Origin of the sequence: Sphingobium sp. DEHP117 (assembly GCF_030867385.1) — a bacterium.
Classification (GTDB): domain Bacteria; phylum Pseudomonadota; class Alphaproteobacteria; order Sphingomonadales; family Sphingomonadaceae; genus Sphingobium.
The window spans coordinates 119,478-138,150 of sequence record NZ_JAPFBJ010000004.1 but is presented as its reverse complement, the minus strand read 5'-3'; the positions used below and the strand labels follow the sequence as shown (position 1 = coordinate 138,150).

Here is an 18,673-nt window from a genome sequence, read left to right as displayed (position 1 = left end):
CATCGATCGTGACCGACGCAAACGACGACTATGTCTATGACGAAGCCTCTGGCGACTGGATCACCGCTGCCGAGGCAGCCGTGAATGCCCGGACCGCCGAGACGATCGAGGTCCGCGATGCCGTTGGCAACGTCCTCGCCGATGGCGACAGCATCATCACGATCAAGGACCTCAAAGTGAAGGGGGCGGGGCAGACCCTGCGCAAGGGTACCGTGATCAAGGCGATAAGGCTGACCGGCGACGCTCAGGAAATCGACTGCCGCTACGAAGGCATCAAGGGCTTGGTCCTGCGCGCGGAATTCGTCCGCAAGCACTGACATGGCTGGCGAGGCTTCGCCGACCGCTCCAAGGACGAAGCAGGCCGGTGCCCCGCGGCCCGATGGTCATGGAGCCTGACCGAGTTGCGTGGACGGCGTCAGAACCTGCGCCCATCGCCGTCCACGCGGCCGGTGATCATGCCCGACCACTTGGCGCCGCGCCCTTCTCGTGTCTGGCGCTAGCCGAGCGCCGCCCGGCATGACCTGACGGCGTAACGCCGCCGTGGAAGGCGCGCCGATGTCAAGCTGCGACGCAGGCCGTCCCCGACCATTTGGGCACCGATGAATGTCTGACGCGCGCTGCAGTCGTGCTGCCGGCGTGTCTCGCCGTGGCGGGTCCGTGTGAAGACCGTCCATGCCGCGCGCCTTGCCGATATCACCGCGGGGCCATCCGCTTGTCTGGATGAACGCTACGCCCGTGCGGGATCCCCGCAACCCGCCATTTTCCGACCGTGTTGAGGCCTGACGGCCTCTGCCCGCACCACTCGAAAAATGGGGGTTTCCCCGCGCTGAAGCGCAGGTGCGGTGCCCCCTCGATCACGGGCCTTCGCGATTGTTCATCCCAGCGGGATCGGCCCGCTGGCGTGAAACGCGAAAGGCATCAGGCCATGAACAAGGTTTTTCTCTCGGGCCGCATCACCTCGGACATCACCCGCTTCGGCACGGACAGCAAGGGCGGCGTCAGCTTCAGCCTCGTCACCTCGAAGCCGGTGATCAAGGACGGCCAGGTCCAGAAGGACGACAACGGCTACACCGAAACCTACGACGAGTTCCATCAGGTCAAGGCCTTCAACGGCCTCGGCAAGTCGGTCGCCAACAACAAGAAGAAGGGCGACAAGCTCCTGGTGGTCGGCGAGATCCGCTACAGCCGCAACGAGCGCGACGGGCGCACCTACTACAACACCGACATCGTCGCCGAGGAAATCGAGTTCCTCTGACCGTCTCCCGGGCGGTCGCTCGCGGCCGCCCTCCACCTTCCTTCAGATGGAGAGCAAGATGTTCACTCTCACCAGCTTCGACGACATCGCCGGAATCGCCCAGGGCGTCGAGATCACCAACCCCAACATGGTCGAGCGCATCCGCCGCGCGGCAGACAGCCTTAACCGCCACGAGATCGCCGCGCACCTCGGCCAGGCGATCACCGAGGCGACCGACGCCGCGCATGTCCGCGACTTCGAGGAAGTGCAGTTCGGCGAGGCGAGCGCCGATGCGATCGTCGATTGCGAATATTACGAAGATCTCGCCGCAGCCTGGTCGCTGATCGCCAGCGAGCATCAGCTGACCATTCCCCATTCCATCTTCGCGCACGACGGGTCGGTCCACTGACCCGTCACACGCCTTTCGAACGGAGTACCGTCATGATCAAACCTGCCCCTTCGAACACCGCCGCCGCCCATTGCTACGGCATCGTCCTTCACCATCGGCTCGCCTGGTGGCTGGTCGAATTTCCCGAACTCGACGCGGCGCCGACCGCCGCGCGCAAGCTTTCGGGCAAGCTCACGCCGGGCATGGCCGACTGGCTCCGCTCCGAGACCGGCGATGCCGGTCTCGCGGCCGACGTCGCTGCGCTCCATCCCCAGAGCCGGTGCTGGTCCGGCGAATTCTCCTACCTCCCCGCGGCCGGCGCCGCCGACCAGATCGACATCGATGCCCATCCCTGGGGCAGCGAAGCCGGTGAACTCGAGACCCGGCTCGCGCGCACGATGATCGATGCGACACTGCATCCGGTTCCCGCGGGCTTCATCTCAGTCTTCACGGGCCTACCGCCGGAGAACCAGCCCGTGCTCGCGATCAGGTTGAGCGGCTACACCTGTTCGACCTTCGAACTGCTCACCGCCCGGCATATGCCGACCTATCGGCCGCGGTCGCCCTGGCGCGACATCTCGGCCGATGCGGTCAGCGATAGCGGCAGCGACATCATCGGCTGGCAGCCGGCGGCCGACTGGATCAGGCCTATCTGATCCGTGCGGCGAAGCCGGCGAGTGTCGTTGGCTTCGCCCTGCCTTTCGCTCGAGCCTGACTATCATCTGCCCGCGCGAGCGCACAGCCGGGCGCCACCACCGCTGGTGGCGTTTTCCACTTGCCGTGCCCACCTCCCGGTGAAATCCGGACGCCGGCGGCTCCTGTCGTGACCCGGCTCTCATGCGTGCCGCAGGTTGTGCCGCGCCTTGTGCCGCGTGAGGTTCATCGCCCTGCCGCGAGCCGCGTTCACTGCGCCCGGGCCCTATCGCTCAGCCCCGTTCGGACATGCGGGCGCGAGCGTGTCAGCCGGCGATCGAACTGCCTCGCAGCCAGCTCCTCAATCCAGGTGATCGATACCGTGACGCCCCAGGACGTCAGGCACCGGGGAGGTTTGCGGTGACCATCCAGTGCCGGGCGGGCCGGCGAGGTTTTGCCCGGACAAGAAGAAGAGAAGAGGGTTTCGGCGCATCCCGCCCAACGCTTCGCGCCGGGCGGGACCGGGGCTCTATTCGCTAAGCCGCCGCCCGCGCGTACCGCACGTGCCCCGGCCAAGCTCACGGAGCCAGGCCTTCGGCCCGTCTCCGCCCATTCGGGTGACGAACCCGCTTGCGGGATTCCCCCGGTGAGGTTTGAAATCCCTATTCCTCTCTTGTGTCTGCCTAGTTTGGCATGCGGGGTTGGCAGTCCGTCGAGGATGAGCGGTCCCCCCAATTTTTTCGTGCGGCCGCTGCCGCGCCCACCCGAAAAAAATCGGTTCCCCCGCTCCCCGCTGGTGCGGCGTCAACCGGGGTCCGGCCGCGGCCGGCTTCCCGGTTAACGTCCCCGACCTCCCTGACCGCCGCATGTCCTGAACAAGGCCTCATCGCGTGGATGAGACATCCAAAAGCCACGGAGGCCAACATGTCCAAGTCCTTCTCGAACTTCGCCGATTTCGCCAGCTTCATCGCCAGCGAGACGGGAACCGACCAGCGTAGCCCGCTCTACGAAGCCGCCTTCATCGAGCATGACGAGCGCGCCAAGCTTTCGCCTGTCGACGAGAGCGAGCAACTGGAAATGCCCGATCCGGAACAGAGCCGAGCCGCCGTCGAAATGGTGATGGCGACGCTCTTCGATGTGTTCCGCGACACCCGCCTCGAACCCTTCGCGAGCGATCTCGCCTGGGGCTTCGTCAACAGCTTCCATGTGGTGGCGAAGCGCATCAGCGACCGCGAGGACGATGCGGCCAAGGAGCTTGGCGAACTCGCGCGCAGCTTCGATCCCAGCGAAATCTACGCATCGCAGATCGAGGAGGCGCAGCTGCTCTGCCAGACGCTGCAGGGGTGCCGGGATGCCATGGAATGCATGCGCGACCACGCCGCCGACGTCTACCGGGTCGAGACCGGACGGCCCTATTCGCCGACGCGCGGCAGCCGGGTCTCGAAGGGCGTCACCGCCTCGATGATCGACGCCCGAGACTATCTCGCCGCCCGGATGCGGGAACGCCGTGAGCAGTTCGCTCCGGAAGGTCCGGTCGTTGCCTTCTCGGGCGGTCAGGTCTGGGAGGATCATGACATGCTCTGGAAGGGTCTGGACTCGATCCTGGCCCGCATCCCGGAGATGATCCTCGCCACGACAGCACAGACCAAGGGCTGCGATGCCATCGCGCAGGCATGGGCAGCAGCACGCGGCGTGAAGGTCATCATGTTCCGCCTCGACCGCCGGCTGGGGGCCAAGGCCGCCTTCGTCCGCAACGATCGGCTGCTCGCCCTCAAGCCGGTCGAAGCTGTCGTCTGCGAAGGCTCCGGCATCCAGATGAACCTCGCCCAGAAGCTGCGGCAGGCAGGCGTTCCCCTCCACATCGTGAAGCTCGAACCGTCAGCCAAGCCGCAGCCCGCCCAGCCCACCGGCAGAACCGCAAAGTCGCGGGACGAATTCGATCCCTGGACCCAGGACGACTATTACGCCGCCATGGTGAACGGCGGTGGTCGCCGTCGTCGGTGACGCGTCCGGGAGAGGCTCCGGCAATCGCCGGGGCCTCTCCTGCTTTTTCGCTGCGAGGATGCGGTGCGCGGGGGCATCGAACCCCCGCGCACCGCCGGGCGCTGGCGCGCGCCGCACGGACAATACCCGAAAGGGCCAAGGAAAGAGGGGAGAGGCGAGGCGCTTTCAGCCGAGGAGACCAAGCCCGTGTCCATCCTGTTCCGCATCACCGAGCCGGCCGACGATACAGCCTCGCCCAGCGCCATCATCACAGCCCGCAAGCTTGCGGCTTTCCGCCGGTTCCTCCGTTCCGAAGGAGATCGTATCGGCATCGCGCTGCTCGAACCCGACGAATATCTTGGCGACAGCTTCGAGGCGCGCGTCTGTCCACTCGCGCTCGCCGCGATCACGGGCATTTTCGACCACGAGGCCACTGTCATCGCAGTCGTCGAGGAGGCCCAGTTCAGAGGCAAGCGCATCGCGATCCATCACTGCCCGAGCAGCGCCGAGATCATCCTGCGCGTCGCCCTCACGTCCGATCAGGGCGTCGAACTCGATCTCGCCTACGGCAATGCCTACGCGCTGCTCGAAGCGCTCGCGATCGAGCCTGACAGCGTCGGTGACATCCCCATCGATCTCCTACGCGCCCGGCTGTCCGATCCGGCCACGCCGAGCCGCGCGGCGCTGCGCGGTGTCGGTCATTACCTGCCCCGACTAGAGCGTCTCGTCGCGAGCGCGCAGGAGCGCGAGGCTGCCCGCTTCGCATGGGCCTGACATGCGTTAGTCCCGGCAATTCTTCTCCGGCGGGATCCTGTCGGTCCTTCGACGCATGAGGCTGTCGATCGCCGCCTGTAAATGACAGGTCGCCATCTGCTCGCCAGCTTGCTCGAGCGCCGCCATCGCCTCACGCATCAGCACGACTGCGAGGGCCCGGCGGACGTTTGAATCGATTCCCTGCGGATCATATATGTCGATTGATTCCGGCGTGCGCGGTGCGGCTTTCGCGCGGCGGGGAACAATCTCTCGTCCCGAATTGGTCATCCCCAGGCTCCCCGCAATGCGCAAAGGTCGAACCCTTGCTCAAAACTCCCGCGCACGAGGCGCGGGAGCCGGGGCTGGTAACACGTCGAGACATGCGCCTACGCTTTTAGCACCAAGGCACCTGGACATATGCGCAGGCACCCCGGCGTGAGATCACACCGAGCTGCCTTTCTCGACGGGATTACCAGTCCCGGCGCCACGGCCTTCGCGGCGCAAACAGCCACCTATCACAGACATGGGAAGACACCAAGGTGGGTCGTCTGAACAGCGAGCCACAGTGCCTTGCCGGCAGGCACGGACACGTGCCTAAGATGGGAGACGGGACCCAAGCTCTCTCACATCTCGGCATCAGACGAGGCTTCATCGCCAAAGCATGACGCTGGGTGTCGATCGGCCGTCAAGGATCAGCGGTCCCCCCAATTTTGCCGGCCGGCGCGCTGCGCTTCCCGGCGACAAAATCGGCTCCCCCCGCTGCCCGCTCACGCGGCGGCCATGCCGTCCCTGACCGCCTCAACACCGCGTCCAGATGAGCCCATCCTCATCGATGCGAGATGGGGAGCGCACCATCATCAACGGAGGCTTCGATGGACAATCTTCACCACTCCCTGCGCACGCTGTTCAGCACCCCATTCTGTCCAAACTGCACGACCCTCTTCGACGCCGAGCAATATGATCATGTCGACGAACGCGCGCGCTGCTCGCACTGCGGAACCGTCTATCGGATCCCCGACGACCATGTGCCGGACAATCCGGATGACGACATCGACGACGTCCGGCCGGATACCGCCCATATTGTCCAACCGCACGAGCCGGGCTACTGGCCAGCGCAAGCGACTGGCTTCCGGCTCATTCGCCTGCTCGAAAGATATCTCGCACTTACCCAGACCTGCGGGCGCTTAGTCAGCGTTGCCCAAACCTCCACCGAACGGGATTTCTTCAGGGCCGAGCATGACCGGCTCTACCGCCTAACTTGCCGCATCGCACGCCAGGTCGCCCGATCGAACGGCTACGCGATCCTTCGAGCACTCTCGGACGATAGCCCGGCCTATCGCGTGGTGATCCAGAACCAGCCTATCGCTCTATCCGGGGGTTCGTGCATCAAGGAGACGCCGCAGTTTCTGACCCTCGAACAGTTGCGTGCCGACGCGGAACGGCTCGCCGAAGCGGAGATGCGGGCCACCGCCGGCGCGACGTACGAACTCTACGCCCGCCAGTTCTCCACGGCCTGTGCACGCGCCATCAACAAGCTTGATCCGGACCTGCGCCGCTACGCCGTCAAGATCGCCAATGACCACGGCTACATCGCGGGCGAGGACGAGCGATATGCCGACTTCGGACCCGGCCTATGCTCCCTGACCGGCATCGACGAACACTATTGCCATTGCGGCCGTCACCCCTGACGGCAGCCGGGACCGGGCCACGCGCTCGGTCCCGTTCTTTCGACGAGATGGCTCGATGCCCCGGCTCGCTCGCGTGCCATGCGGACCCTTCGGTCCGCACGTCGCTACGCCTCGGCCGAGGTCTCCCGACGAGAGGGAACATCTCTCACAGTCTTCCCATTCTGTCAGACGTCCGAGGCCGCCTCAAGGACGGCGGGGCCCCACGATTTTCTTCGGCGGATCGAGGGGAGGCGCTCGTCCTTCGGCGTGGTGGCCGCCGAAGAAAATCGTGACCCCCACCGCCGCTTCGCGGCCCGCTTCGCGGGTCCTTGACCCGGCCTCGGCCGCCTGACGCGCCGCTCCTGTCATTCAAGACAGACAGGAGCGAATCCATGCAGATGATCTCGACCAGCGCCGCCGCCGACAACGCCGCCTTCTTCGCAGCCATCGCGAACGCCGAACGCCGCGCGCTTCACAGCTACTTCGACCAGCACGTCGTGGCGGACGACGAGGCGGGCTACATCACCATCGACGAGGGCGATTACGGCGCGCTGCCGATGACGATCATCGACCGGATCGTCCACAGCGTGCCGGGCGGACTGCTCGACGAATATTGAGGCAAGACGGGGAGGGGCGCGCACGCGCCTCTCCCTTTTTTTGTGTGGCGATGTTACGGGCATGGGGGGCATCGAACCCCCCATGCCCGTGCCGCGACAAGGGTCGCGGCGGGGGCTGTTCAGGCCGTGAGGCGCTTTTCCACTTCGTCGATGCCGAGCGACCGGATACGGGCAACGAGCCCACCCAATCGCTTGCCGTCGAGCTTCAGCAGGCCGGTCTTCTCAAGAGCCTGGATCGCGGCCTCGCGTTCCTTCTCTTCCAGCCGTTGCCGTCGCTCCTCGAGCTTGCGGCCTTCCTCTTCTATCGCTGCTCTTTCCTGTTCCAATGTGCGTGCCATGAAGGGCCTCTCGGTTCACGCTGATCGGGCTATGAACAGGCCCACTATAAGCGCTCACCGGCCATGCCGGAAGCACGGAATGCGCGCCCGCCAAGCGGTTGGTCAACTGCCGCAACCATGGCTTTCCTTCCGTCCACCGGACGGCCTGGCGTCCCGCCGGAGGCGCTTCCCCATGCCATTTGATCGCGTCACAAGACGCCCCGGGGAGTGGATCAGCCCTGGTGCAGAGAAGCACACCGAACGCACCTCGGTGCATTGGGTTCTGGAACAATTCCAGCGACTTATGGCGGTCTTGGTGCGTGTGCGGCTGTGGGACAGGATTTCGCTGCCCACAAAACACACGAAAATCGGCCATTTCAGCGTGTTACACGAGAACACGCTCCGCGCCGCGCATGCGATTTTCTTGCTCCACCGACACGATTGCGCTATAAGTCGGATCGGTTTCTGAGACCCCACCAGCCTCCCTGCTAGGAGGCTCGGTTTGACCATTCCCTACAAGCATTGCTCGGTCCGGCTCGACCGGAGCAAATATGATCGCCTCGTAGCGCTCGCCGCGGAGCGCGGATGCACGCCGTCCGACCTGCTGCGCGCGGCCGTCGATGCCTTCCTGGGATCCGGCCAGCTCTTGACCTCAAGCCACCGTCGGATCGCCCGCATCAGCGAGTTCCAGCATCTCGCGCTCGACATCATCATCCGCGAACAATTCCCCGAATATCGCGACCGCATCATCGCGGAAACCGACAAACGTCTGGAGCAATATCATGGCGCGTGAGGACATCCGCACGGACGGGCGTCCCGTCCCGCTCACCCATCATTCGGCGCGCGGCCGCGTGCAGCGCAATGCCGGCAATTTCACCCGCGGCAGCCAGCTACTCACCCATGAGATGCTGATGTGGTTCTCGGGCGCCAAGCTGCCCTTCATCCTCTGGTTCTTCGCCTTTCTCGCCGCCTGGTTCATCATCATGTCGCTCAAGCTCGACGAGCATGGTTTCCAGCTCGTCTGCATGAAGGTCTATGCGACCCTCTGGAACTGGATCGACCTCAATCCGAACAAGCGCGTCAACGTCACGCTGCCGAACGGCGACCTCATGCGCACCGTGATGAAAGCGGTGCCCTATATTCCCGAGGTCATCACAGCCTGGGCCGTCGCGATGCGGGGCCTCATCGGCGCTTTCCTGATCTCGGTCTTCATCACCATTCCGGCCGCCATCTGGTTCGTCGACATCTCGCATCGGCGCGGCCGTTCGATCCTTCAGGAACGGCATGAACGCGGCGCCATGCTGGTTGATCGCAGCGTGCTTCTGGTGGAGATCAACGAGCATAACCGGGTGAAGTTCGAAGAGGAGGCGGCCGACCTCTTCCCCGGCCTGTCCTCGCGGCAGGTTCTCGCGCTCCCGTTCCGAGCGCGCAAGGAAGCCGGCATCCATCATCCCTACACGCTCGCGGGCATCCCCTTTCCGCACCGCACCGAACAATCCCATGCGATGCTCATCGGCACCACCGGATCAGGCAAGACGACCGAGCTCAGAAGCCTCGTCACCCAGATGCGCGAGCGCCAGGACACGGCCGTCATCTTCGATCTCACCGGCGCCTATGTCGAAGCCTTCTACGATCCCACACGCGACACGATCCTCAATCCCATGGACGCGCGCTGCCCGGCCTGGTCGATCTTCAACGATTGCCGCACCCACAGCGAATTCACGGCCGCCGCGGCGGCGCTAATCCCTTCGGATGGCGGTTCGTCCGAACCCTTCTGGGCGCTCGCAGCGCGCACCCTCTTCATCGAGATGTGCATTCGCCTGATGGAGCGGGGGCAGACCAGCAATCTGGCGCTGTCCGAGAACCTGATGACGGCCGACCTGAAGCGCGTCCACCGCTTCCTCGCCAACACCATCGCCGACCCGCTCACTGCCCCCGAAGCGGCCCGCATGGCGGAATCGATCCGCGCCGTCTTCAACACCAATGCGCAGGTCCTTCGCTTCCTTCCCGACGAGGGCGAATCCTTCTCGATCCGCGACTGGATCACGCGGGACAAGAAGCCCGGATCGATCCTGTTCGTGACGTCGAACTATGTCGATCTGCCGATGAACCGGGCGCTGCTCACGCTGTGGATGGATCTCGCGATCAACCGGCTGATGACGCTGCCGCGCACCCGCAGCTTGCGCACCTGGTTCATGTTCGACGAGCTTGGCGCACTGCATCGCCTTCCGGCGATCGAGAATGGTCTCCAGACGGCGCGCGCGTTTGGCGGCGCGATGATCCTGGGCATCCACAGCTTCGAGAAGCTGGTCGAAGTCTATGGCGAGCAAGGGGCACGCAATCTCGCCTCGCTCGCCCGCTCCAAGCTCATCCTCGCGACGGCCGATCTCGACACGGCCGAGCAGTGCGCGCGCTACATCGGCAACCGCGAGGTTCGCCAGATGGATGAGGCCTATAGCTACGGCTACAATAACACCCGCGACGCTTCGACCCTGACCCCGCGCAAGCAGGTCGAACCACTCGTCATCGCCGATGACATCACCAACCTGCCCTCGATGCACGGCTTCGTGAAATTCCCCGACGGCTTCCCCGCCGCGCGCATCCTGCTCGAGTGGAAGGACTATCCCCAGGTCGCCCAGGGCTTCGTCCAACGGCCCGATGTCGGGCCGGTACGCTCAAGGCGCGGAGAGGAGGTGTTCGAGGAAGACGGGGCAGGGGAGGCGGGCGGGCGCGACGGCTCGTTGCAGGTCGTGGAGGAAGTGGCCGAGATCACCAATCTCGCCCGCGATCTCGCCGCACGGATCCTGTCGGCCGAGGTCGAGGAGGAGGACGATGCCGCCCGCCGCGCGGCGCAGCGGGCGGACGACCGGGACGAACAGGCGACGCCTGGCACGCATAGCGCGGACAGGGCGCAGGCGGCGCGCGCCAGCGGCGAGGAACAGCCGGTTTCCGCGCGCGACCGGGACGATCGTCGTGATGGCCACCGGCACGGGGAGACGAGCCCACAGGTCGAGGACCAGACCCTGATCGAGCTGCGCCACGACTTCTCCACCGGCCGCGAGGATGACGGCATGGACATGGGCATCTGATGCTCTCGGTCGCCGGCGTCCGCTCCGCTTCCGGTGCCGCGAACTATTTCGCGAAGGACGACTATTACACGGTCGAGGGCTCGTCCGAGATCAGCGCCTGGGGAGGGGAGGGCGCCGAGGCGATCGGCCTGTCCGGAGAAGTCTCGAAGGACGCCTTCGAGGGCGTGCTGAACGGTATCCTCCCAAGCGGCGAAGCGGTCGCCCAGGTCGAGAACCGGCGCGCCGGCTACGACCTCACCTTCTCCATGCCGAAGTCGGCTTCGGTCATGGCCTATGTCGCCGGCGACAAGCGCGTGCTTGACGCCAATATGGCCGCGGTCAAGGCGACCATGGCCTGGGTCGAGAAGAACCTCGCGGAAGGGCGTCGCGACATCGAGGGGCGCAAGGTCCCGGTCCAGACGGGCAATCTCGTCTACGCGCTCTTCCAGCACGACACGAGCCGGGCGCTCGATCCGCAGGCCCACATCCACGCCGTCATCGCCAACCTCACCCGCATGCCCGATGGCAAATGGCAGGCACTCCACGCCGACAAACTCTGGAGCCACAACAGCATCATCGGCTCGATCTACCATGCTTTCCTGCGCGCCGGGCTCGAGCGGATCGGCTATCAGGTGGACCTCAAGGGCAAGCATGGCACCTTTGAGATTGCCGGCGTTCCCAAGGCGGTCATCGGCGAATTCAGCCAGCGCCGCGAGGAGATCCTCGATCACGCAACGCGGCTCGGCATCAAGTCGCCGGAGGGCCTGCGCGAAATCACCAAACGCTCGCGCGATCCCAAGCTCGACGTCGAGGACCGCGCCGCGCTGAAGCAGGGCTGGATCGACCAGGCCGCTGCCCACGGCTTCGACGGCAAGGACCTGCGGGCAGCAGCCGAGGCGCGCGCCGGGATGGCGTCTTCGGAAAATGCTCTCGAGCGCGGCTACCGCGCCATTGTCGATGCCGTAACTGGTGCCCGCCAGACGCTGGGTGCGCTGCTCCGCCCCCAGGACCCTTTAGTGGACAATGCGCTCGCCCGCGCGGTCAAGTCGCCAGCGGAAGCGCGCGCGCAGCTCGCGGTCGCGTCCGCCGTCCGGATCCTCTCCGAACGTGAGGCCGCATGGCCCGTCAATCTGCTCGGCAAGACCGCGCTCGATCTCGGTCTCAAGGGCGTCACCGTCGACCTGATCGAGAGGCGGATCGACCGGCTCGTGCAGAACCGTCAGCTCATCCCGGGCGTCGCGACAGCCGCGGACCGGACTGGCCGCATGGTGACCACGCAGGAGGCGCTGCGGACCGAAGAGAAGATTCTTGCCGCCGTCGAGGAGGGGAAAGGGAAGTCCGAGCCAATTGTGGCGGCCGCCGATGCGCCGCAGCGATTGCAGGATGCCGCCGAACGGCCGCTCAATCCTGGGCAGCTCGCCGCCGCGACGATGATCCTGTCATCCGCCGATCGTACCGTCTCGGTGCAGGGCGCCGCCGGCACGGGCAAGTCCACCATGCTCCAGGCGGTCGCGCGGGTCGCCGAGGAGGAGGGCGCCCGGATCACCGGACTTGCCTTCCAGAACAAGATGGTCGCGGACCTCGCCGAAGGGGCGGGCATCAAGGCCCAGACGATCGCTTCCTTCGTGCTCGCCAACGAGCGGTTCGTGACCGAGCGTGACACGCTGGGATATGAGGCTGCGCGCGAGAAGCTCGCCGGTACCATGCTTCTCGTCGACGAAACCTCGATGGTGTCGTCGAACGAAATGCTCAAGCTCCACCAGATCACAGCAGCCTTGGGCGTCGACAAGCTCGTTCTGGTCGGTGACCGGCAGCAGCTCTCTTCGATCGACGCGGGCAAGGCCTTCGCCATGATCCAGGCGGGCGGCGGCACGATGGCGCGGATGGATCAGAATATCCGCCAACGCACCGACCAACTGCGCACCGTCGCGGCGCTCGCCAATATCGGCAAGGCCGGCGCGGCGCTGAAAGTGCTGGGGGACCGTGTCGTCGAGGCGGGGGAGCCGGCCGCCGCTGCGGCCGACATGTGGCTCGAGCTCTCCCCTGGCGAACGGGAGGCGACCGCTGTCTTCGCTTCGGGCCGCGACGCGCGCGCCGTCATCAACCAGCGCATCCAAGATGGCCTGATCGCGGAAGGGAGCGTCAAGGGCCAGGCGATCCATCTCACTGTCTTTGAGCGGGTCAACACCACGCGCGAGGAGCTGCGCTATGCCTCGACCTACCGTCAGGGCCAGACGCTCGAGGTCGGCCGCGGCGGCGCGCAGGACGTCGGGATCAAGGCGGGACGCTACGACGTCCTCAAGGTCCACGCCAACGGGAAGGTCGAACTGTCGGACGGTCGGCGCAGGATACGCTTCGATCCCCAGAAGCTGTCGCCGACCGAGCAGCGCGATCGCCTGCAGCTTTCTGAAAAGAAGGACCTTCAGCTGCGCGAAGGGGACCGCATCCGCTGGACGGCCAACGACAAGCAGCGCGGCCTGCACAATGCCGCGCTTGCGCGCGTTGTGGGCGTCGATGCCGATGGCGTGAAGGTTGAGACTGCGGACAAGGTGCTCCTCACGCTCAGCCTCGGTGACCCGATGCTATCTCGGCTCGACCTTGCTTATAGCCTTAATATGCACATGGCCCAGGGGATCACCACCGACAAGGCGATCACCGTCATGTCGTCGCATGAGCGCAACCTCTCGAACCAGCGCCTCTTCAACGTCGGGGTCACGCGCGTGCGCGACGAGCTGACAATGGTCGTGGACGACAAGGAGAAGCTCGCGCGGCAGCTCGACATGAATCCCGGCAACAAGACCTCCTCGCTCGAGACGCTCGGCCGCCTCGATATCGACGGCAGGAAGGGGCCGGGCGCGCAACCCCGCGAGAAGTTCGATCCCGGTCCGATCGACGGCGTCAACCTGTCCGATCTTGCTCCCGTTCCAAGCGATCTGCCGCCTCTGCCCGATGGCGCGGCATCTGCGCCGGCCGCGAAGGCCCCACAAGCGCCGCCCGATCTGAAACCCGATCGCGGCGATCCGCTGCCACCGCTGCCCGAGCGCAGCCTCGGGCTCGACTTGTGAATGGAGAAGTCGCCGGCGTGGTGCCTGCGGCGAAGAGAAGGAGACGAACGATGGGTTGGGAATTCGATGAGGCTGGCAAGTTCGGGAGCGAACGGGCAGCCGAAGACTATGCGAAGCGCAACAACATCGATCCGCGTGATGTCCAGCTGACCCGCAAGGGTGAGGAGGTCGAACTCAACATCCGCCGGTCGGCCCTCGATGGCCGTAAGCTGCGCGACAATGGCGAAGGTCGCCGGGACGGCTGGGGCTGAACGGAGGGCTACAATGAGCACATTTGAATTTCTCGCCTCGCTTCTGCTGGTGGGCGTCATCGTCGCGCTTGGCTGGTCGAAAATGTCCCGAGGCTTCACTCCACAGAAACCGCTCGACCCAGTGGCGCGGCCATTCATGACGCAGCGCGAGCAAGCCATGCTGGCCGCGCTCGAGCACATCCTGCCCATGTACCGCCTCCATGCCCAGGTCTCGATGGGAGCCCTCCTCAAGGTTCCATCGGTGCCGGGCCGGCGGCCGACCCCAGCGGACTGGAATCGCTTCCAGCGAAAGATCATCGACTTTGTGGTCGAGGATCCCACGACGGGAAGGGTGGTCGCCTTGATCGAGATCGACGATCGTTCGCACGATCCCGGCAAGGATCGGGAGCGTGACGCGATGACCGCCCGGGCCGGCTATCACACATTGCGGATCCCCGCTGGTGCAAGCCCCACGGTACAGACGGTGCTCGGTTTCGTGGGTGACCTTCGCGACGGTGCGGCGAGCGCCGCATATCAGGGATAACCGGCATGGGGCTCAAAGATCGCGACTATATGCGCGAGCGCTATCGCGCGCGCGCGAAGGGAACCCGATGGAACGATCGGGCCGGGCGCGTCGAGGGCGCCTGGTTCGATCCCGTCAACCGCGGTTTCGATTATCAGCGCGGCCGGTTGAGGGGATCGCGCGGTAATGCCGGCGGGATGCTGCGCTGGATGTCGCTCGCGTTGAGCCTGTTTCTCATCGCTATCCCGGTGTGGCATTCGCTGAAGCGGGAAGGCTGGCTGGCGGATAGTGAACCCGGATTACCCTTCCCCGAAACGGGCAGCGTGACGGTCAACCCCGCATTGGATCCGGCCGGGGCGACATCGCGGATGGCAGTCACGACCTCCGATGCGAACGCCGTCGTTCAGCTCTTCGACCCTCAAAGCGGGCGGCATGTGATCTCGGTCTATGTCCGCAAGAACGATCGGGCGATAATCGCGGTTCCACCTGGAACCTATCGGATGAAAGTGGCGGAAGGGCAGCGTTGGCACGGCCCGGTGGACTTTTTCGGTTCGTCAACGACCTATGACGCCGTCGTGCCGCTGATGGTGTTCACCAGACAACGGGGCAATGGCATCGACCTGCACAGGCGTCCGAACGGCACATTGCCGACACGGCCCAACTGGCGCGGTCCAGCGCCCCTGTAACGAACGATCATGCGGAAGCGCGGCCGAAGACCCGGTCCTATCGAGCGGCGGGCGCCGATACCTCTTCGGTTTTCAGCGCATGGGCAATTTCGAAGATATGAAGAATGATCGGGTCCTTCTCAGCAGATCGGATCGCTGCCTGCAACAGAATAGGAGGCGGTGACTGATCGAAAACGCGAACGATCTCGCCACTAGATATCTTCTCTCCCACCATGTTGAGAGGAAACAAGCTTACGCCGCCGCTGGACACGATGATATCGATCAGAGAATGCAGGTCGTTGCAGGTGTTTATCTTCCCGTCATGATATCCCAGTCCACCCAAGGCATCATGCATGATCGCATGCATGGGGGAGCTTCGTGCCAATGACCAGAACAGCAGGTCTTTTGGGGGCACGAGTCGCTGCTCCAGCATGTTCGCGAGGCTGGGAGACGCGAGCCATATCAACTCGACCTCGCCGATCCGCCGCGTCTTGATGCCGGGCATTTCAACGGGACCGATCGCGAAAACCAGATCGGCCGCGCCACTTAGAAGTCCATCGATCAGTTTCGATGTCAGGTCGATTTCGATCTCCAGTGAAAGCCCTGGCATCTCCTGACGGATCGCATTCACGAAAGCGGACAGGCAACTGGCGGCCGCAATTTCACCCGATCCGATACGGACGATGCCGGCCACGCTGCTGAGGTCCACCGGATTGAGCAGGGCCTGTTGAAGCGACGGCCACACCTGCTCGCATCGGCGCACCAGTTCACGGCCCTGGACAGACAGGATCATGTTACGCCCTTGTCGCGCGAACAACGGAATTCCCAGGTGATTCTCAAGTTCGCGTATTCGCGCGGAAATGCCCGGTTGCGTGGTGTTGAGGCGATTCGCTGCCGCGCTGAACGAGCCAAGGCGGTTGATCCAAAGCAGGGTTTCCAGATGGTAGAGCGCGATCCGATTCATCACCATTGGTTATACATACATCGAATGAACTATGATTTGAACTGATGTGACATTTATCTCATGGCCAGACCCCGAAAGCGCAGCAGGCAGGGGAAGGGAAGGGTTCGTGGCCAAAGAGCAGCATGTGAAGGCAGAGAGCCGAGCCGGGCCGGCAAGGCGGGCTTCGGTTTCATCTGGATCCGCCTCCAATCGCGAACGTCCGGCCGAGCCCGTCCGCTATCAGGCGACCAATGCGGAGATGCTGGAACTCTACCGCCAGATGCTGCTGATCCGCCGTTTCGAGGAAAAGGCCGGCCAGCTTTACGGCTTCGGCATGATCGGCGGCTTCTGCCATCTTTATATCGGGCAGGAGGCCGTCGCCGTCGGCCTGCAATCGGCTATGAGGGTGGGCAAGGACAGCGTCATCACCGGCTATCGCGACCACGGCCACATGCTGGCCTACGGGATCGATCCCAAGGTCATCATGGCAGAGCTGACCGGCCGCGCTGCGGGCATTTCACGCGGCAAGGGCGGGTCGATGCACATGTTCTCGGTCGATCATGGCTTCTATGGCGGCCACGGCATCGTCGGCGCGCAGGTGGGGCTGGGCACGGGCCTAGCCTTCAAGCATAAATATGCGGATGATGGCGGCGTCTGCCTCACCTATTTCGGCGACGGCGCGGCCAATCAGGGACAGGTCTACGAAAGCTTCAACATGGCGGAGCTGTGGAAGCTGCCGGTGATTTTCGTGATCGAGAACAACCAGTACGCCATGGGAACCAGCGTCAACCGCGCGTCGGCCGAGGACCAACTCTATCGGCGCGGCGAGAGCTTCCGCATCCCCGGCATCCAGGTGGACGGCATGGACGTGCTCGCTGTCCGTGGCGCTGCTGAGGAAGCCCGGCAGTGGGTGCTGTCCGGCAAGGGGCCGATCCTCCTGGAATTGAAGACCTACCGCTATCGGGGCCATTCCATGTCCGATCCGGCCAAGTACCGCTCGCGCGAGGAAGTGCAGGCGGTCCGCGACAAGTCCGATGCCATCGAGCATCTCAAGCAGGAGTTGGAGGCGGCCGGCGTCACCGAGGATGAGTTGAAGGCGCTGGAGAAGGAGATCCGCCAGATCGTTCAGGAAGCCGCCGACTTCGCCGAGCAGGCCCCGGAGCCCGAGCTTGCCGAACTCTATACCGATGTGCTGGTGGGGCAATATTGATGGCGATTGAACTGAAGATGCCGGCGCTTTCTCCCACCATGGAGGAGGGTACGCTCGCAAAGTGGCTCGTCAAGGAAGGCGATGCGGTGAAATCCGGCGACATCCTCGCGGAGATCGAGACCGACAAGGCGACGATGGAATTCGAGGCAGTGGACGAGGGCATCATCGCCAAGATCGTCATTCCTGAAGGCACCGACGGCGTGAAAGTGGGCGCGGTGATCGCGCTGATCGCTGGCGAGGGTGAAAGCGCCGTGACGGTCCAAGCCGCCGCCCCCGCTCCCAAGGTCGAGGCACCCGCGCCCAAGGCGGCGGAGCCGGCCCCGCAGCCGGTTGCGGCGCCTGCGCCCCGCGCGGCGGTTGCCGATCCCGATATTCCCGCCGGCACCGAGATCGTGAAGACCACGGTGCGCGAGGCGTTGCGCGACGCCATGGCCGAGGAGATGCGCGCCGACGACCGCGTCTTCGTGATGGGCGAGGAAGTGGCGCAATATCAGGGCGCCTACAAGGTGACGCAGGGCCTGCTGGAAGAGTTCGGCGATCGCCGCGTCATCGACACCCCGATCACCGAGTATGGTTTTGCCGGCATAGGCACAGGCGCGGCGATGGGCGGCTTGAAGCCGATCGTCGAGTTTATGACCTTCAACTTCGCCATGCAGGCGATCGACCACATCATCAACTCGGCGGCCAAGACCAACTATATGTCCGGCGGCCAGATGCGCTGCCCGGTGGTGTTCCGCGGCCCCAACGGCGCCGCCAGCCGCGTCGGCGCCCAGCACAGCCAGAATTACGGGCCCTGGTATGCTGCCGTTCCTGGCCTGATCGTGATCGCGCCTTACTCGGCCGCCGACGCCAAGGGGCTGCTGAAGGCCGCGATCCGCTCGCCCGATCCGGTCGTGTTCCTGGAAAACGAGTTGCTCTACGGCCAGAGCTTCGACGTGCCGAAGCTGGACGATCATGTCCTGCCGATTGGCAAGGCCCGCATCGCCCGCGCGGGGCGTGACGTGACCCTGGTGAGCTACTCCATTGGTGTCGGTGTCGCGCTGGAAGCCGCCGACAAGCTGGCAGATGAAGGTGTTGACGCGGAGGTGATCGACCTGCGCACGCTCCGCCCGCTCGATAAGGAAACCGTGCTGAAGTCGCTCGCCAAGACCAACAGGATGGTGGTGGTGGAGGAAGGCTGGCCGGTCTGCTCCATCTCCTCGGAGATCATCGCCATCGCCATGCAGGAAGGCTTCGACGACCTCGACGCCCCGGTGCTCCGCGTCACCAACAAGGACGTGCCGCTGCCGTATGCCGCGAATCTGGAAAAGGCCGCGCTCATCAAGGCGGATGACGTGGTCGCGGCGGTCAAGCGCGTCCGTTATCGCTGACGCCTGC

19 protein-coding genes are annotated in these 18,673 nt (G+C 64.7%); 16 read left to right on the top strand and 3 right to left on the bottom strand.

Annotated elements, in window-relative coordinates; translation table 11 throughout:
- Positions 1–8 precede the first annotated feature (8 nt).
- The 6 genes from OOT33_RS16675 to OOT33_RS16650 all read left to right on the top strand — a co-directional run bounded on the left by OOT33_RS16675 (position 9) and on the right by OOT33_RS16650 (position 5,012).
- Positions 9–317: an alkylphosphonate utilization protein gene (locus tag OOT33_RS16675; RefSeq protein WP_011950440.1), complete on the top strand. Its 309-nt coding sequence runs from the start codon at positions 9–11 to the stop codon at positions 315–317.
- Positions 318–925: 608 nt separating this feature from the next.
- A complete protein-coding gene (locus tag OOT33_RS16670) occupies positions 926–1,255 on the top strand; it encodes a single-stranded DNA-binding protein (RefSeq protein ID WP_011950439.1) in 330 nt (109 codons plus the stop codon).
- Between the two features lie 58 nt (positions 1,256–1,313).
- Positions 1,314–1,643 carry a hypothetical protein gene (locus OOT33_RS16665; RefSeq protein ID WP_011950438.1) on the top strand — a complete coding sequence of 110 codons (330 nt, stop codon included), beginning with the start codon at positions 1,314–1,316 and terminating at the stop codon, positions 1,641–1,643.
- A gap of 32 nt (positions 1,644–1,675) precedes the next feature.
- Positions 1,676–2,278 (top strand): hypothetical protein, encoded by a 603-nt coding sequence (locus tag OOT33_RS16660; RefSeq protein WP_011950437.1) that lies wholly within the window; start codon positions 1,676–1,678, stop codon positions 2,276–2,278.
- Between the two features lie 901 nt (positions 2,279–3,179).
- Positions 3,180–4,259 carry a DUF2493 domain-containing protein gene (locus tag OOT33_RS16655; RefSeq protein WP_011950436.1) on the top strand — a complete coding sequence of 360 codons (1,080 nt, stop codon included), beginning with the start codon at positions 3,180–3,182 and terminating at the stop codon, positions 4,257–4,259.
- A gap of 186 nt (positions 4,260–4,445) precedes the next feature.
- Positions 4,446–5,012, top strand: a complete 567-nt coding sequence (locus OOT33_RS16650) for a hypothetical protein (RefSeq protein ID WP_017184750.1) — start codon at positions 4,446–4,448, stop codon at positions 5,010–5,012.
- Positions 5,013–5,018: 6 nt separating this feature from the next.
- Here the strand turns inward: OOT33_RS16650 and OOT33_RS16645 are convergent, their stop codons facing one another.
- Positions 5,019–5,279, bottom strand: a complete 261-nt coding sequence (locus tag OOT33_RS16645; protein WP_017184751.1) for a hypothetical protein — start codon at positions 5,277–5,279, stop codon at positions 5,019–5,021.
- 584 nt (positions 5,280–5,863) lie between these two features.
- On the opposite strand from OOT33_RS16645, the gene OOT33_RS16640 reads away from it, so the two are divergent.
- Entirely contained in the window at positions 5,864–6,679 is an 816-nt protein-coding gene (locus OOT33_RS16640) for a hypothetical protein (RefSeq protein WP_011950433.1), read from the top strand.
- A gap of 371 nt (positions 6,680–7,050) precedes the next feature.
- Positions 7,051–7,275 carry a hypothetical protein gene (locus OOT33_RS16635; RefSeq protein ID WP_011950432.1) on the top strand — a complete coding sequence of 75 codons (225 nt, stop codon included), beginning with the start codon at positions 7,051–7,053 and terminating at the stop codon, positions 7,273–7,275.
- Positions 7,276–7,394: 119 nt separating this feature from the next.
- Here OOT33_RS16635 and OOT33_RS16630 read toward each other — a convergent pair whose 3' ends face one another.
- Positions 7,395–7,613: a hypothetical protein gene (locus tag OOT33_RS16630; RefSeq protein WP_026002696.1), complete on the bottom strand. Its 219-nt coding sequence runs from the start codon at positions 7,611–7,613 to the stop codon at positions 7,395–7,397.
- 481 nt (positions 7,614–8,094) lie between these two features.
- Between OOT33_RS16630 and OOT33_RS16625 the strand changes: the two genes are divergently transcribed.
- The 6 genes from OOT33_RS16625 to OOT33_RS16600 are packed head-to-tail and all read left to right on the top strand — an operon-like array spanning position 8,095 to position 15,164.
- The gene (locus OOT33_RS16625; RefSeq protein WP_011950431.1) at positions 8,095–8,385 is read left to right on the top strand and encodes a hypothetical protein; all 291 of its coding nucleotides are present in this window, start codon (positions 8,095–8,097) and stop codon (positions 8,383–8,385) included.
- Positions 8,375–10,681 (top strand): type IV secretion system DNA-binding domain-containing protein, encoded by a 2,307-nt coding sequence (locus OOT33_RS16620; protein ID WP_011950430.1) that lies wholly within the window; start codon positions 8,375–8,377, stop codon positions 10,679–10,681. The genes OOT33_RS16625 and OOT33_RS16620 overlap by 11 nt, the downstream gene beginning before the upstream one ends.
- A complete protein-coding gene (mobF, locus tag OOT33_RS16615) occupies positions 10,681–13,725 on the top strand; it encodes a MobF family relaxase (protein ID WP_011950429.1) in 3,045 nt (1,014 codons plus the stop codon). Before OOT33_RS16620 ends, mobF begins: the two co-directional genes overlap by 1 nt.
- Before the next feature lie 50 nt (positions 13,726–13,775).
- Positions 13,776–13,976 (top strand): hypothetical protein, encoded by a 201-nt coding sequence (locus OOT33_RS16610; protein WP_011950428.1) that lies wholly within the window; start codon positions 13,776–13,778, stop codon positions 13,974–13,976.
- Between the two features lie 13 nt (positions 13,977–13,989).
- Complete coding sequence (locus OOT33_RS16605; RefSeq protein WP_011950427.1) at positions 13,990–14,499, top strand: DUF2726 domain-containing protein; 510 nt, start codon at positions 13,990–13,992, stop codon at positions 14,497–14,499.
- A gap of 5 nt (positions 14,500–14,504) precedes the next feature.
- Complete coding sequence (locus tag OOT33_RS16600) at positions 14,505–15,164, top strand: hypothetical protein (RefSeq protein WP_011950426.1); 660 nt, start codon at positions 14,505–14,507, stop codon at positions 15,162–15,164.
- 37 nt (positions 15,165–15,201) lie between these two features.
- Here OOT33_RS16600 and OOT33_RS16595 read toward each other — a convergent pair whose 3' ends face one another.
- Positions 15,202–16,107, bottom strand: a complete 906-nt coding sequence (locus OOT33_RS16595; protein WP_226952286.1) for a LysR family transcriptional regulator — start codon at positions 16,105–16,107, stop codon at positions 15,202–15,204.
- Positions 16,108–16,213: 106 nt separating this feature from the next.
- Here OOT33_RS16595 and pdhA point away from each other — a divergent pair, with 106 nt between their 5' ends.
- Complete coding sequence (gene pdhA / locus OOT33_RS16590; protein WP_011950424.1) at positions 16,214–17,296, top strand: pyruvate dehydrogenase (acetyl-transferring) E1 component subunit alpha; 1,083 nt, start codon at positions 16,214–16,216, stop codon at positions 17,294–17,296.
- Positions 17,296–18,666: a pyruvate dehydrogenase complex E1 component subunit beta gene (locus OOT33_RS16585; protein ID WP_011950423.1), complete on the top strand. Its 1,371-nt coding sequence runs from the start codon at positions 17,296–17,298 to the stop codon at positions 18,664–18,666. Before pdhA ends, OOT33_RS16585 begins: the two co-directional genes overlap by 1 nt.
- Positions 18,667–18,673: the final 7 nt, after the last annotated feature.

Bases quoted from the DNA above. Each gene is read 5' to 3' on its own strand.
- OOT33_RS16670 (WP_011950439.1), top strand. From the start codon at position 926: ATGAACAAGGTTTTTCTCTCGGGCCGCATCACCTCGGACATCACCCGC.
- OOT33_RS16665 (WP_011950438.1), top strand. From the start codon at position 1,314: ATGTTCACTCTCACCAGCTTCGACGACATCGCCGGAATCGCCCAGGGC.
- OOT33_RS16660 (WP_011950437.1), top strand. From the start codon at position 1,676: ATGATCAAACCTGCCCCTTCGAACACCGCCGCCGCCCATTGCTACGGC.
- OOT33_RS16655 (WP_011950436.1), top strand. From the start codon at position 3,180: ATGTCCAAGTCCTTCTCGAACTTCGCCGATTTCGCCAGCTTCATCGCC.
- OOT33_RS16645 (WP_017184751.1), bottom strand. From the start codon at position 5,279: ATGACCAATTCGGGACGAGAGATTGTTCCCCGCCGCGCGAAAGCCGCA.
- OOT33_RS16640 (WP_011950433.1), top strand. From the start codon at position 5,864: ATGGACAATCTTCACCACTCCCTGCGCACGCTGTTCAGCACCCCATTC.
- OOT33_RS16635 (WP_011950432.1), top strand. From the start codon at position 7,051: ATGCAGATGATCTCGACCAGCGCCGCCGCCGACAACGCCGCCTTCTTC.
- OOT33_RS16630 (WP_026002696.1), bottom strand. From the start codon at position 7,613: ATGGCACGCACATTGGAACAGGAAAGAGCAGCGATAGAAGAGGAAGGC.
- OOT33_RS16620 (WP_011950430.1), top strand. From the start codon at position 8,375: ATGGCGCGTGAGGACATCCGCACGGACGGGCGTCCCGTCCCGCTCACC.
- mobF (WP_011950429.1), top strand. From the start codon at position 10,681: ATGCTCTCGGTCGCCGGCGTCCGCTCCGCTTCCGGTGCCGCGAACTAT.
- OOT33_RS16610 (WP_011950428.1), top strand. From the start codon at position 13,776: ATGGGTTGGGAATTCGATGAGGCTGGCAAGTTCGGGAGCGAACGGGCA.
- OOT33_RS16605 (WP_011950427.1), top strand. From the start codon at position 13,990: ATGAGCACATTTGAATTTCTCGCCTCGCTTCTGCTGGTGGGCGTCATC.
- OOT33_RS16600 (WP_011950426.1), top strand. From the start codon at position 14,505: ATGGGGCTCAAAGATCGCGACTATATGCGCGAGCGCTATCGCGCGCGC.
- OOT33_RS16595 (WP_226952286.1), bottom strand. From the start codon at position 16,107: ATGAATCGGATCGCGCTCTACCATCTGGAAACCCTGCTTTGGATCAAC.
- OOT33_RS16585 (WP_011950423.1), top strand. From the start codon at position 17,296: ATGGCGATTGAACTGAAGATGCCGGCGCTTTCTCCCACCATGGAGGAG.